A 13348-nucleotide genomic window follows, 5' to 3' on the forward strand; every position below is an offset into this window, starting at 1 on the left:
GTACGAAGTACCTATCCCTTCAAAGGCGTCTGCGACTCGATCTTCGCCGGATCGAGCGTCACATTGAACCCCGGCCCCGTCGGCAGCTCGATATGCCCATTCACCGGCACCAGCGGAGTCTTCTCGAAGTGATAGTAGTGCTTCATCTTTAGTATCAGATACTCCCCCAGCGGAAAGGTCATCGGCGACTGGCTGGCAATCGTATGGATCGCCGCGGGCAGGCTATGCCCATGCGGAATCAGCGGCACATCATGCAGAGAGCAGACCGTCCCAATCTTCAGCAGTTCGGTGATACCCCCGCACCACTCCGGATCGGCCTGCACCACCGAGAGCGCCCCCGCCTGTAAATAGCGCTCCACCTCCCAGCGCCCGTAGAAGTGCTCGCCCGAGGCGATCGGAATCGTCGTACCCCGATGAATCGCGGCAAAGCTCTCGATCTTCTCCGGGTGCGTCACCTCTTCCATCCAGCGCGGATGGTACTGCTCCACCTTGTGCGCCCACTCCAGCGCATAGTTCTGGTCCCAGCCGCTGAACATATCGAACATCAGGTCGTAGTCCTCGCCCAGCGTCTCCCGCAGCACCTTCACCAGGTCGACGTTCTTCCGCATCCCCTCCGCGCCCGACCCCGGCCCATAGCCGATAAACCACTTCTGGCGCTTGAACCCCATATCCCGCACCTCAAGGCAGCGCGTCCGCACCTTGTCCAGCTCCAGCGACGACCCCAAACAGCTCGCATACATCTCCACCGACTTGCGCGACGGCCCGCCCAGCAGCCGATACACCGGCACGCCATAGTACTTGCCCCGAATATCCCAAAGCGTGTTGTCCACGATGCTGATCGCCATCATAAAAAGCCCGTCGCGCGACTGCCGATCCGACCGGTACATCTGGTCCCACAGCACCTCTCCGGCCAGCGCGTCCTTGCCGATCAGGAACGGCACCAGGTCCTCCTGCACGATGATCGCGGCGCTCTTCTCGAACGGCCCATACAGCCCCTCGATCCCGCCCGAGGTCTTGATCCTCATATAGACGGCGTTGGTGTGCACCTCCTTGGTGCCATTGGGCTTATCGACATACGGCGACCTGCGCAGCTCCTCGTAGACGTCCTCCGGGTTCACCTGCCACTGGCCGTTGACTCCTGCGGCCTCGGTATACCGGCCATGCAGCTCAAAAAGCTCAATCGCCTCAATCTTCAGGGTGGTAGCTCCCACAACGGGAGCAAATGCGCCGAAGGCTGCGGTGCGGCTGCTGGCGAGAGCGGTTGCGGCGGCAGCGCCCAGCAGAAAGTTACGACGGCTCGGCTGAGGGCTCTTCCGGACAAGGTTCTGAAGCGGCATGGTCATTCTTTCCTCGCTAATTTGAAGGTTGGGGCATGTTCCGTCGTCAAAATCCACGGTCGTCGAGACGCGTCCACTCTACATTCTTGGAGCGACCATGAGAAATGAAATTGTTCGGGTTGCGATGAAACCTCCCGGAAACCGTCAGAATCGATAAGAAGAGAAGACGATTCCGCATCGCGAAACATAGCCGGAATCCGCCAGTTGAGGGCTTACACCGGAAGGAGCACAATATTTTTAACTAATGCAGCTATAAGGGTTTTCGCACAAGTCGTCCGATAACCGAACTGAATTGTGACAAGCGTTAAGCGACTGCGCTATAACCAAGACTAATCTCGTATCGCGCCCGAACCTACGGAGAACCTTTTACCATGACCAATGCAATCGCGCCGAAGGGCCTCGAAGGAATCGTGGCCACGACGTCGGCCATCTGCTGGATCGACGGCGACGCAGGCGTCCTGTCTTACCGCGGCATCGACATCCATGAACTCGCCAAGAACTCGACCTTTGAAGAGACGACGTACCTCCTGTGGAACGGCAAGCTGCCCACCGCCGAGGAGCTGAAGGCGTTCTCCACCGAGCTGGCTGAAGCCCGCGTCCTCGACCCCAAGGTGATCGACCTGCTGCGCGCCGTCCCGGCCTCCGCCAGCCCCATGGAGGTGCTGCGCACGGCGGTCTCGCTACTCTCCATCTACGACGCCGATGAGAAGGACTCCAGCCACGCGGCCAACCTGCGCAAGAGCTTCCGCCTGACCGCGCAGATCCCCATGATCGTGGCCATCTTCGACCGCATCCGCAAGGGCAAGACGGTCGTCGAGGCGGACAAGAGCCTCTCGCACGCAGCCAATTTCGTCTGGATGCTGACCGGCGAAAAGCCCTCCGATACGGCGACCCGCGCCTTCGACATCGCGCTGATCCTGCACGCGGACCACGAGCTGAACGCCAGCACCTTCGCCGCGCGCGTCATCGCGGCCACCATGGCCGACATGCACTCGGCCATCACCGGAGCCATCGGCGCGCTGAAGGGACCGCTGCACGGCGGAGCCAACGAGGCGACGATGAAGCTGCTCTTCGCCATCGACAAGGCTGGAGCCGACCCGGTCGAGTACGTGAAGGACATGTTCGCGAAGAAGCAGAAGATCTCGGGCTTCGGCCACCGCGTCTACCACACCGAAGACCCGCGCGCGACGCACTTGCGCCGCATGTCCGAGGAGCTGGGCAAGGCCGCGGGCGATACCAAGTGGTTCGACATGTCGCGCAAGATCGAGATCTTCGTGAAGGGCGAGAAGAAGCTGAACGCGAACGTGGACTTTTACTCGGCCAGCACCTACACCACGCTGGGCATCGACATCGACCTGTTCACGCCGATCTTCGCGATCTCCCGTATCTCGGGCTGGGCTGCGCATGTGATCGAACAGCACGATGACAACCGCCTGATCCGTCCGCGCGCGGACTACACGGGTCCGGCTTATCCGGCACCCTACACCCCCATCGCGGAGCGGTAGATCCTAACTAAAAATGAAGTAGGCGGAGCCATAAGCTCCGCCTATTCCATTTAAATCCAAAGAAAAAACACGCGAAGCGTCCAAAACCGCACGAAGTGCCGCCCGCCCGGCGTGAGGGCGCTGTTGCACTTAAGGCAGTCCACTCCCATCAACGATGAACCCGTCGATGAATGAGCCACCCGGCCATTGCTTTTGCCTTTGTCGTTGCCTGTTTTCTTGGTTGTCATTCAGGAGCGAAGCGGAGGAATCTGCTTCTGCTTTGTTCTTGCTTTCGCCGTTGTCCTTGCCCTTGCCCGTGCTGTTGCCGTTGCTTCTGGGGTAGGTCCGGGCTTTAGCCCGGACATCAAAACCCACCACAGAAGCGGGCTTTAGCCCCCGAGGTATGCTTTCCTTCCCTTCCCACACACACCCCCCGCCCGTCGGCGTAGACTTTAAGCACCATGCGCCGCACCTACATGGACGCGAACGCCACGACCCCCATGCTCCCCGAGGTCTTCGAGGCGATGCGCCCGTACTTCCTCGAGCAGTTCGGCAACGCCAGCTCCATCCACCAGCAGGGCCAGGCCGCTCGAGCGGCCGTGGACCACGCCCGCGAGTCCGTAGCCCGCCTGCTCGGCTGCCGCAGCTCCGAGATCGTCTTCACCTCCGGCGGCACCGAGAGCGACAACCTCGCCCTCTTCGGCACGCTCTCCGCGGGCGACCACCTGGTCACCTCGACCATCGAGCACCACGCCGTTCTCCACGCTGCCGAGGCCCTCGAAAAGCGCGGAGTGGCCGTCACTTACCTGCCCTGCACCGCCTCCGGCATCATCGAGCCGTCCACACTCGAAGCCGCCCTGCGCCCGGAGACGAAGCTGGTCAGCATTATGCTGGCCAACAACGAGACCGGAACCATCCAGCCCATAGCCGAGCTAGCCCGCATCACCAAAGCCCACGCCAAATCCACGCTCTTCCACACCGACGCCGTGCAAGGCGCGGGCAAGCTCCCCATCGACCTGGCCCCGTCCGGCGCACTGCACGACGTCGATCTGCTCTCCATCGCTGGCCACAAGATGTACGCGCCGCAGGGAACGGGCGTGCTCTTCGTGCGCCGCAGCGTACGCCTGTCGCCGCTCTTCCACGGCGGCACCCACGAGCGACAGCGACGTGCAGGCACGGAGAATCTCCCCGGCATCGTGGCTCTAGGACGCGCAGCCGAGCTGGCACGCGGCTGGCTGCTCGACGACGGCCCAGCCGAATTGACTGCATTGCGCGATCGTTTGGAGCAAGGCATCCTCCGCGCAGTTCCCGAATCGGGCGTAAACGGCCAGGGTACCGACCGCACCGCCAACACGTCCAACCTCTACTTCGACCACGTCGAGGCCGAGGCGCTGGTGATCGCACTCGACCTGAAGGGCCTGTCGGTCTCAGGCGGCAGCGCCTGCCAGTCCGGCGCGACCGAGCCATCCCACGTACTGACGGCAATGGGCCTCTCGCCGGCTAGGGCACGGGCCAGCGTACGCTTCTCCCTCTCGCGCCTCTCGACCGCCGAGGACGTGGACTTCGCCCTGTCCCTAGTTCCCGAGGCCGTCGCCCGCCTGCGCACTCTCTCCCCAACATGGGCTGCCAGCCGCATCCTGACCACCGTCTAGCCATGCGTCTCTTTGCCGCGGAGAACATCCAATACCTGTGAGCGACTCTCCCGCACTTCGCCTCTCCGTCCTCGATCAGTCGCCGGTGCCCTCCGGGTCTACCCCGGCGCAGGCCTTGGCCAACTCCATCTCGCTGGCGCAGCATGTGGAATCGCTCGGCTTCCGCCGGTTCTGGATGTCGGAGCACCACGCCATGGAGACTCTGGCCTGCTCCGCGCCGGAGATCGTGCTGGCGCGCATCGGCGGTGAGACCTCGACCATCCGCATCGGCTCGGGCGGCATCATGCTGCCGCACTACGCGCCCATGAAGGTCGCCGAGAGCTTCGAAACCCTGCACACCCTGTACCCCGGCCGCGTAGACCTCGGCATCGGCCGTGCCCCCGGAGGCGGTCCGCTCGAATCGAACGCCCTGCGCCGCACCCGCACGGGACCGGCGGTGGACGACTTCCCCGCCCAACTGAGCGAGCTGCTGGCGTTTCTGCACCACGGCTTCCCGCCCGAGCACCCGTTCTCGCGCATCAGGCTTTCGCCCCAGATGCCCGGCTCGCCGGACGTCTGGCTGCTCGGCTCAAGCCTCTGGTCGGGGTCGGCGGCGGCCGAGTTCGGCCTGCCCTACGCCTTCGCGCACTTCTTCTCGCCCGAGCCCACGCGGATGGCGATCACACGCTACCAGCAGGAGTTCCGCATCAACAGGGAGCTGGAGGAACATACGCGGACGCAGCCCGAGGCTATGGTGGCGGTCGGGGTCATCTGCGCCGAGACGCAGGCTGAGGCCGAGCGCCTCGCCTCCAGCGTTCGCCTGTTGCAGCTCCGCATCCGGCAGGGAGACCGCAGCCCAGTGGCCTCGGTCGACGACGCGCTTCGTGAGCTGGCAGGATATGGGTCACTGCCGGAGGAGCCCGGCGAGTTTCCGCGGTACTTTATCGGCACGCCGGATGTCGTCCGTGCAGGGCTAACCGAGATGGCCAACTCGCTGGGGATCGGAGAGCTGGTCGTGAACAGCATCATCCACGACCATGCGGCTCGGCTACGGTCTTACACCCTGCTGGCCGACGTTTTTAAATCCTAAAGATGCCCTAACGCCGGGCGGCCGGCACTTCGTGCGGTTGTCGGGGCGGTATGGGTGAGTAATCTTCTGAGGGCCTCCCGCTGGTCGGCAGCGGGAGGTTTTCTTCCGCCCCTACAGATACCAGGGAATATTCACCACAACAATCCGCTGGTTGCCGCGTACCAGCAGCAGCAGCTTGAGCACCTGAACCCGCTGATTATGCAGCGCATTCTCCCACCAGTGCCGGACGACCAGCTCCGGCAACAGCACCGCCACCTTGCGTCCGGGGTTCTCGCTCTCGATCTTCAGGATGTAGTCCATCAGCGGCGTAATGATGAACCGGAAGTTCGACGGGATCGTCACCAGTTCCGGCTCGGCCATCCCCTTCGCGCGGATCGGCGCCAGAATCTTGGAGTCCCACTCCTCCTCGATGCCGTGCTCCTCCTCCTCCGAGTGCACGTGGACGATCTTCAGATCCTTCGAGAGCAGAATCCCAAACCGGAGCGCCTTCTCGGTGATGCGGCTCCAACTGGCCATAGGGATGACGACGATCGGCTGCTCGAGGTTATCGAGGCTGACCGGGGCCATATCCCTCATCTCGTTGTTAATGCGCTTGTAGTGGCTCTTAACGCCCAGCATGATGAGGATCAGGATGGGCACCAGCAGCGCGGTCACCCAGGCTCCGGCCATGAACTTCGACGCCAGCACCACCAGCAACGTGCAGCCTGTAGCGAAGGCTCCGATGCCGTTGACGAACATATGCCACGCGCGGCCCTTGTGCGACTCGCTCTTCTGCCAGTGAATGACCATACCGGCTTGCGAGAGCGTAAAGGCCAGAAAAGCTCCGATGGCGTAGAGCGGGATCAGCCGGTCGGTGACTCCCTTGAAGAGGATCAGGATGATGGCCGTAAGGCCGGTGAGAGCGTAGATGCCATGCGAGAAGAGCAGACGACGGCCACGCAGGATGAAGACGTGAGGCAGGTAGTCGTGCATCGCAATGGCGCGGGTGAGCCGGGGGAAGTCGGCGAAGGCGGTGTTGGCGCTGAGCGAGAGCGCCAGCAGCACCGAACCCATCGTGGTGAAGTAGAACCAGCCGCGGCCCATGACGGCGGCGACCAGCAGGCTGAGCAGGCTCTGGTAGCCAGTCTCGTCCGGGTTCATCGCCATAATGCCGTAAGACTTGGCCAGCCAAGCGGTGCCGAAGAGCAGCACAATGAGGATGCAGACGATGATCGAGAGCGTGATCTGCGCCCGCTTGGCGCGGGGCTCGCCGAAGGCCATCACGCCGTTCGAGACAGCCTCGACCCCGGTCATGGCGGCGCACCCGCTAGAAAACGCCTTCATCAGCATCCAGATACCGAGGTACTTGACCGTCTGCGGCAGCGCGGGCGGCATCACGCCCACCGGGATCGGGTGCCCGCCGGTGGAGACGGCCTTATAGACACCGACGCCGATGACGATCAGCAGCGTCGAGATGAAGAGGAAAGTGGGCGCGATGAATGCGGTGCCCGTGTCCTTGACGCCGCGCATATTGATGACGGCGAGGATCGTCAGGATGATGAGGCAGATCAGCAGCGTATGCGGCTGCAAGCCGGGCACGGCGGAAGTCAACGCGGTGACTCCGGCCGAGATGCCCACGGCTGCGGTCAGGATGTAGTCGATCATCAGCGCGGCGGCGGCCAGCAGGCCTGCCCCGACGCCCAGATTCTCGGTCGCCACCGTGTAGGAGCCGCCGCCGCCGGGATAGGCCGCAATGGTCTGGCGATAGCTGAAGAAGACGATAACCAGCAGGATGAGGATGGCGCTGATGATGGGAACGATGTACTGAACGCCATAAACGCCAAGGGGAATAAGGAGGGCCAGGGCCGCCTCGGGCCCATACGCCGCGCTAGTGAGTGCATCGAGTCCAAAGATCGGAATTCCCGCCGCTACCCCGATGTGCTCCGCGCGCTCTTCCGTGGAGGCAAGAGGCTTACCAAAAACAACGTCTTGAATTGCCATGTCGGTACTGATAGTACAGCCTTGTCCATCAGGATTCGCTTGTTTTTTCGTGAACTTGATTCATTTCCCAAACCCGGATCGGCTCCGGATGGGTCTAAAATTATCCCTATGCCAAGCCTTTTCGAAGTTCCGTTGAAGACGATCGCCGGCGAATCGACCACGCTCGAGCCCTACAAGGGCCGTGCCCTGCTGATTGTGAACACCGCCTCCAAGTGCGGCCTGACGCCCCAGTACGAGGGCCTCGAAAAGCTGTACAGCACCTACAAGCACTGCGGCTTCGAGGTGCTCGGCTTCCCGGCTAATGACTTTGCCGGGCAGGAGCCGGGGACCAACGAGGAGATTCAGCAGTTCTGCACCGGCAGCTTCGGCGTCAGCTTCCCCATGTTCGAGAAGTCCGTCGTGACCGGCCCGGAGAAGGCTCCGCTCTATGCAGAGCTGATCGCGGCCCAGCCCGAGGCCAAGACCGCCGACCCCGGCTTCAAGGACAAGCTGCGCGGCCACGGGATCGCGGTGAACGAGGCTCCCGAGCTGACCTGGAACTTCGAGAAGTTTCTGGTCAACCGCAAGGGCGAGGTCGTCGGACGGTTCTCGCCCGAGACGCTGCCCACCGATCCGATCCTGGTGCAGGCCATCGAGGCCGTTCTGCCGCCGCTGTAAAGCACCTGGTCCTCCCACTTCCGACCAGCGGGAGGACCAAAGAAGATCGTCCCGTCCATATCGCCCCGAGAACCGCACGAAGTGCCGCCCGTCCGGCGTTAGGACGCTTTTAATCTTTTAGAGGGTTACCCCAATTATGTCGAAAGTTCTTCCCGCCCTCTTTGCGTCCGTGCTCTTCAGCGTCACGGCGCTGGCCCAGAACCAAACGCCCATCCAGATCACAGCCGACCTGACCGAGGGCGCGCGCCACCTCTACCACGCCGAGATCGACCTCCCCGTACAGGCCGGTCCCGCGACCTTCACCACCCCGGTCTGGATCCCCGGCAACCACGCGCCGAACGGCCCGCTGCCGGAGATCACCGGCGTGGTCTTCACGGCCAACGGCCAGCGCCTCGCCTGGCGCCGCGACGACGTAAAGCTCTCCGAGTTCCACGTCGTCATCCCCAAGGGCGTCACCACCCTGCACGCCCACCTCGACTGCATCATGACCGGCCGCGTCACCAGCAAGATGGCCGTGCTCGAGTGGGAGCAGCTCATGCTCTACCCGGCCAACATCCCGGTCAAGAACATCGCCATTCAGCCGTCGGTCACCGTGCCCGCGGGCTGGGGCACCGGCACCGCGCTGACGCCGATCGGCACCGTCCCCACGCCGCCCGTCACCGGCATCGATGAAGCCGCGCACGTGCCCCCCGCCGACGCCGTGACCACCAAGTACGCCGTCACCAACGTCGAGCAGCTCGAAGACTCGCCCGTCCTGACCGGGCGCTACTTCCACGAGTTCCCCCTGGCACCCGAGATCTCGCCCAAGCACTTCCTCGACGTCGCCGCCGACGAGCCCGAGGACGCGCAGATGCGGCCCGAGGTGCTGGCCGAGGTGGCCAACCTCGTCCGCGAGGCCGACGCCGACTACGCCTCGCACCACTACAACGCCTACCACTTCATCCTGACACTCTCCGACCTCGCAGGCGGCGAAGGTCTGGAGCACGGCCAGTCGTCCGACAACGGCGTCAACGAGAAATCTTTCTCCGATGACGCCCACCAGCTCGGCGATGCAGACCTGCTCGCGCACGAGTTCACGCACTCCTGGAACGGCAAGTATCGCCGCCCCGCGCGGCTCTACCAGCCCGACTTCGCCACGCCGCAGCAGGGCGATCTGCTCTGGGTCTACGAGGGCATGACGCAGTACCTGGGCAACGTGCTGGCCGCGCGCGCCGGGCTTAAAAACGCCGAGCAGTACCGCGACCTGCTGGCCCTCTCCGCCGCGCAGCTCGACAACAAGCCGGGCCGCGAGTGGCGCACCACAGAGGACACCGGCGTCGCGGGCAGCCTCATCCGCGGCGGCTACCAGTACTGGGTCAACTGGCGGCGCGGGCAGGACTACTACCAGGAGGGCGAGCTGCTCTGGCTCGACGCCGATACCCTCATCCGCAAGCTGACCGACGATAAGAAGTCGCTGAACGACTTCGAGAAGATTTTCCTCGGCAAGGGCGGCAACACCGGGCCGCTGATCGTCGGCTATGAGCTGCCGGAGATCGCCGACGACCTGAACCAGGTAGTGAAGTACGACTGGCTCACCTTCCTCAAGGATCGGATCAACAACATCAACCCCAGGGCCGACCTCGCGGGCATCGAGCAGGGCGGCTACAAGCTGGTCTACCTCGACCACCCCAGCAAGGGCGAGAAGACGCTGGCCGCGGCCAACAGCCGGCGCGGCGCGGGCATCAACGTCTGGTACTCGCTCGGCCTGCGCGTGACGCCGGACGGACAGCTCGGCGACATCCGCTGGAGCGGCCCCGCCGACAAGGCCAAGCTCTCGCCGGGAGAGAAGATCATCGCGGTCAATGGCCGCATCTTCTCGGGTGAGCAGCTTCACGCCGCCATCGTAAAAGCCAAGACGGACGCAGCTCCGATCCACCTGATCGTCCAGCAGGAGTCGAGTGTGTTCTCAGTCGATATCGACTATCACGACGGCGAGCGTTATCCCTCGCTGGTTCGGGTCGACGGCACGCCGGACTATCTCGACGAGATCACCAAGCCCCTGACCACACCCAAAAAGTAACTCTCACCGTTGCAAATAGGAAAGGCGTGAAGCCATCGCTTCACGCCTTTCCTATTGCACCAAACCGTATCGGCACTTACTCTCGAACCAATCCCACCCGAGGTTGAACTCATGCTGAAGCGTGCCGCCCATCTTCTATTGTTGACTACATCTCTGTTCGGCGCAGCCGCATCAGCCCAAACCAAGCCAACAGCATGGCCTACCGCCGACCACGTCACCCTCCTGCCGAACTTCCGCTTCGGCACCGGCGAGACGCTGCCTCAGCTCAAGCTCCACTACCTCACGCTGGGCACACCGCACCGCAACGCCGCGGGCCACACCGACAACGCCGTCCTGCTGCTGCACGGCACCGGCGGCAGCGCCACCTCCCTGCTGAACCCTGTATTCTCGAACATCCTCTTCGGCCCCGGCCAGCCGCTCGACATCGCCAAATACTTCCTCATCCTGCCCGACGACATCGGCCACGGCCAAAGCTCCAAGCCCTCCGACGGCCTGCACGCGCACTTCCCCGCCTACGACTACGACGACATGGTGCGCAGCCAGCGGATGATGCTCGATGACCTAAAGGTCGATCACCTGCGCCTGATCCTCGGCACCTCGATGGGCTGTATGCAGACCTTCGTCTGGGGCGAGACCTACCCCGGCTTCTCCGACGCGCTCGCGCCCTTCGCCTGCCAGGCGGTGGAGCTGGCGGGCCGCAACCGCATGACGCGCTACATGGCCATCGAGGCCATCCGGCAAGACCCGGCGTGGATGGGCGGCGAGTACAAGACCCAGCCCGTGCAAGGGCTCCGCACTGCCAACGAGATGCTGCTCATCATGGGCTCGAGCGCGTTGCAGATGCAGGAGCACGAAGGCACCCGTGCGCTGGCCGAAAAGTGGGTCGACGACTACCTGAAGCGCACCATGGCCTCGACCGACGCCAACAACCTGCTCTTCTACATGAACGCCAGCCGCAACTACGATCCCAGCAAGAACCTCGAGCGCATCACGGTGCCGCTGCTCTGGATCAACTCGGCCGACGACTTCATCAACCCACCCGAGCTGGGCCTGGCGGACAAGATGGTGAAGCGTATGCCGCAGGCCCGCTTCATACTGCTGCCTATCACCGACGCCACACGGGGCCACGGCACCCACACCCAGGCCGCCATCTGGAAGGACTACCTGATCGAGCTGATGCAGCGCTCGGAACCCAAACCTTAACTTCCCCAACGATTTCTCTTCGCTTACTCTCAAAAGAATCATGCTGAAACATTTTGTCGGCCTCCTCCTTGTGCTGTCGGCCGTTACTGCCTCCGCGGACTCCGCTCCTCACTGGATCGAAGTCAAGAGCCCTCACTTCACCGTCCTCACCAACTCCAGCGAGAAGGACGGCCGCCGCATCGCATCGCAGTTCGAGCGGATGCGCGCCGTCTTCCACATCCTGATGCCCACGGCCAGCGACGACATCGGCTCTCCCATCATGGTCATCGCCCTGAAGGACAAAAAGAGCTTCCGCACGCTCGAGCCCGAGGCCTATCTGGCGAAGAACCAACTCGACCTCGCCGGCCTCTTCCTGCGCTCACAGGACAAGAACTACATCCTGCTGCGGCTGGACGCCGAGGGCGAACACCCCTTCGCCACCGTATATCACGAGTACACCCACTACATGCTCCGCAAAGCCGAAACGTGGCTTCCGCTCTGGCTCAATGAAGGTCTGGCCGAGTTCTACCAGAACGCCCGTTTGCAGGAGAAAGACGTGCGTCTCGGCGAGCCCAGCCCCAACGACATCCTTTATCTTCGGCAGAACCGCCTGCTGCCGCTCACCACGCTGCTGCAGGTGGATCACAACTCGCCGTACTACCACGACGAGCAGAAAGGCTCCGTCTTCTACTCCGAGTCCTGGGCTCTGACGCACTACCTGGAGATCACAGACTTTCAAAACAAGACCAGCCGTCTGCAGGACTACGCGCAGTTCTTACTGAAGCACGAGGACCCCGTCACTGCGGCCCAGCACGCCTTCGGAGACCTGAAGAAGCTGCAACAGGCGCTCGACTTCTACGTTCAGCAGTCCAACTTCCAGGAGTTCCAGTTGCTTGCTCCGGTGCCCTTCAATGAGGCGACCTTCGTGGTGCATCCCGTCTCTGAGTCACAGGCCAATGCCGTGCGCGCCGGGGTTCTGCTGGATGTGCAGCGCACCAAGGATGCAGAGGCGCTGCTCGCGACCGTCCTGCAAGCCGAACCGAACAACGCGCTCGCCCACGAGACAATGGGCGCGCTGAAGCTGCGCGACCACGACATTCCCGCCGCAAAGAAGTGGTACAGCGAGGCCGTCCAGCTCGACTCCCAGAGCTACCTCGCACACTTCTACTTCGCCGCCATGAGTCTGCAAGACGGCGAGCGAGACCACGACGACGCCATCGAGCAGAGCCTCCGTGCCTCCATCCGGCTGAACCCGAAGTTTGCCCCGGCCTACGATGCCCTGGCCCAGTTCTACGCATCCCGCCACGAGAAGCTGACCGAGGCTCACACCCTCAGCCTGATGGCCGTCCAGCTCGAACCGGAGAACCTCTCCTATCGTCTCGATAGCGCGAACGTCCTGATGGAAGACCAGCAGTTTACCTCTGCCCTGCAGGTTCTCGACGCCAGCCGTAAGCTGGCCAAGAGCATAGAGGAGACCGGCTTGCTGGAGCGCCGGATCGCGGAGATCGAGAGCTACCAAGCCACGACGAAACATGCTGCTCCCGCGCCTTCCACAGGTGACAAAACCGTTGGCACGGTCACCTCGATCACCGTCGTGGACAACCGGACCACGCAGCCGTCCACACAAGCTCCCGCCTTCCCCACCGGAGCCCCGACCGGCCCGCACCATACCGTCTCGGGCGTCATCCGGCAGGTCAGGTGCATCTACCCCACTGTACTCACGCTTACGCTCGACCGCCCCGGCAAGCCCATCTCGCTCTACACCAACAACTACTTCAAGCTCACCTTCACCACCGCGAACTTCAACCCCACCAAGGACCTGCTGCCCTGCACCGGCATCGAGGGCCTCAAGGGCAAAATCGAGTACGGCGAGGTCACTGACCCCAGAGTCGCAGGCCAGATGCTCTCCGTGGAGCTGAGTAAATAGG

The 13348-nt window shown here is 63.1% G+C and carries 10 protein-coding genes; 7 read left to right on the top strand and 3 right to left on the bottom strand.

The genetic code is table 11. From position 1 onward, the window contains the following. Positions 1 to 11 precede the first annotated feature (11 nt). Complete coding sequence (locus tag FTO74_RS17260; RefSeq protein ID WP_255462351.1) at positions 12 to 1343, bottom strand: enolase C-terminal domain-like protein; 1332 nt, start codon at positions 1341 to 1343, stop codon at positions 12 to 14. A gap of 365 nt (positions 1344 to 1708) precedes the next feature. Here FTO74_RS17260 and FTO74_RS17265 point away from each other — a divergent pair, with 365 nt between their 5' ends. Continuing rightward, positions 1709 to 2842, top strand: coding sequence for a citrate synthase (locus tag FTO74_RS17265; protein WP_162539257.1), 1134 nt, complete (start codon positions 1709 to 1711; stop codon positions 2840 to 2842). Positions 2843 to 2971: 129 nt separating this feature from the next. Here the strand turns inward: FTO74_RS17265 and FTO74_RS17270 are convergent, their stop codons facing one another. After that, positions 2972 to 3196 carry a hypothetical protein gene (locus tag FTO74_RS17270; protein WP_162539258.1) on the bottom strand — a complete coding sequence of 75 codons (225 nt, stop codon included), beginning with the start codon at positions 3194 to 3196 and terminating at the stop codon, positions 2972 to 2974. An 86-nt stretch (positions 3197 to 3282) separates the two neighbouring features. On the opposite strand from FTO74_RS17270, the gene FTO74_RS17275 reads away from it, so the two are divergent. Both FTO74_RS17275 and FTO74_RS17280 read left to right on the top strand, forming a co-directional pair. After that, positions 3283 to 4473, top strand: a complete 1191-nt coding sequence (locus FTO74_RS17275) for a cysteine desulfurase family protein (RefSeq protein ID WP_162539259.1) — start codon at positions 3283 to 3285, stop codon at positions 4471 to 4473. A gap of 37 nt (positions 4474 to 4510) precedes the next feature. Next, positions 4511 to 5542, top strand: a complete 1032-nt coding sequence (locus FTO74_RS17280) for an LLM class flavin-dependent oxidoreductase (protein ID WP_162539260.1) — start codon at positions 4511 to 4513, stop codon at positions 5540 to 5542. Positions 5543 to 5653: 111 nt separating this feature from the next. Here FTO74_RS17280 and FTO74_RS17285 read toward each other — a convergent pair whose 3' ends face one another. Then, positions 5654 to 7522 (bottom strand): APC family permease, encoded by a 1869-nt coding sequence (locus tag FTO74_RS17285; RefSeq protein ID WP_162539261.1) that lies wholly within the window; start codon positions 7520 to 7522, stop codon positions 5654 to 5656. 108 nt (positions 7523 to 7630) lie between these two features. Between FTO74_RS17285 and FTO74_RS17290 the strand changes: the two genes are divergently transcribed. The 4 genes from FTO74_RS17290 (at position 7631) to FTO74_RS17305 (ending at position 13347) form a co-directional block, all read left to right on the top strand. Beyond that, positions 7631 to 8179, top strand: a complete 549-nt coding sequence (locus FTO74_RS17290) for a glutathione peroxidase (RefSeq protein ID WP_162539262.1) — start codon at positions 7631 to 7633, stop codon at positions 8177 to 8179. Between the two features lie 136 nt (positions 8180 to 8315). Continuing rightward, on the top strand, positions 8316 to 10238 hold the full coding sequence (locus FTO74_RS17295; protein WP_162539263.1) for a M61 family peptidase: 1923 nt from the start codon (positions 8316 to 8318) through the stop codon (positions 10236 to 10238). Between the two features lie 111 nt (positions 10239 to 10349). Beyond that, positions 10350 to 11441 carry an alpha/beta fold hydrolase gene (locus FTO74_RS17300; protein WP_162539264.1) on the top strand — a complete coding sequence of 364 codons (1092 nt, stop codon included), beginning with the start codon at positions 10350 to 10352 and terminating at the stop codon, positions 11439 to 11441. 40 nt (positions 11442 to 11481) lie between these two features. Continuing rightward, on the top strand, positions 11482 to 13347 hold the full coding sequence (locus tag FTO74_RS17305) for a DUF1570 domain-containing protein (protein WP_162539265.1): 1866 nt from the start codon (positions 11482 to 11484) through the stop codon (positions 13345 to 13347). Position 13348 lies beyond the last annotated feature (1 nt).

It is taken from the genome of Granulicella sp. WH15, assembly GCF_009914315.1.
In the GTDB taxonomy this organism is placed as follows: Bacteria; Acidobacteriota; Terriglobia; order Terriglobales; family Acidobacteriaceae; genus Edaphobacter.

Excerpts from the sequence above, each read along its gene's own strand:
- FTO74_RS17295 (WP_162539263.1), top strand. The coding sequence starts at position 8,316 with ATGTCGAAAGTTCTTCCCGCCCTCTTTGCGTCCGTGCTCTTCAGCGTC.
- FTO74_RS17275 (WP_162539259.1), top strand. The coding sequence starts at position 3,283 with ATGCGCCGCACCTACATGGACGCGAACGCCACGACCCCCATGCTCCCC.
- FTO74_RS17290 (WP_162539262.1), top strand. The coding sequence starts at position 7,631 with ATGCCAAGCCTTTTCGAAGTTCCGTTGAAGACGATCGCCGGCGAATCG.
- FTO74_RS17300 (WP_162539264.1), top strand. The coding sequence starts at position 10,350 with ATGCTGAAGCGTGCCGCCCATCTTCTATTGTTGACTACATCTCTGTTC.
- FTO74_RS17265 (WP_162539257.1), top strand. The coding sequence starts at position 1,709 with ATGACCAATGCAATCGCGCCGAAGGGCCTCGAAGGAATCGTGGCCACG.
- FTO74_RS17285 (WP_162539261.1), bottom strand. The coding sequence starts at position 7,522 with ATGGCAATTCAAGACGTTGTTTTTGGTAAGCCTCTTGCCTCCACGGAA.
- FTO74_RS17305 (WP_162539265.1), top strand. The coding sequence starts at position 11,482 with ATGCTGAAACATTTTGTCGGCCTCCTCCTTGTGCTGTCGGCCGTTACT.
- FTO74_RS17260 (WP_255462351.1), bottom strand. The coding sequence starts at position 1,343 with ATGACCATGCCGCTTCAGAACCTTGTCCGGAAGAGCCCTCAGCCGAGC.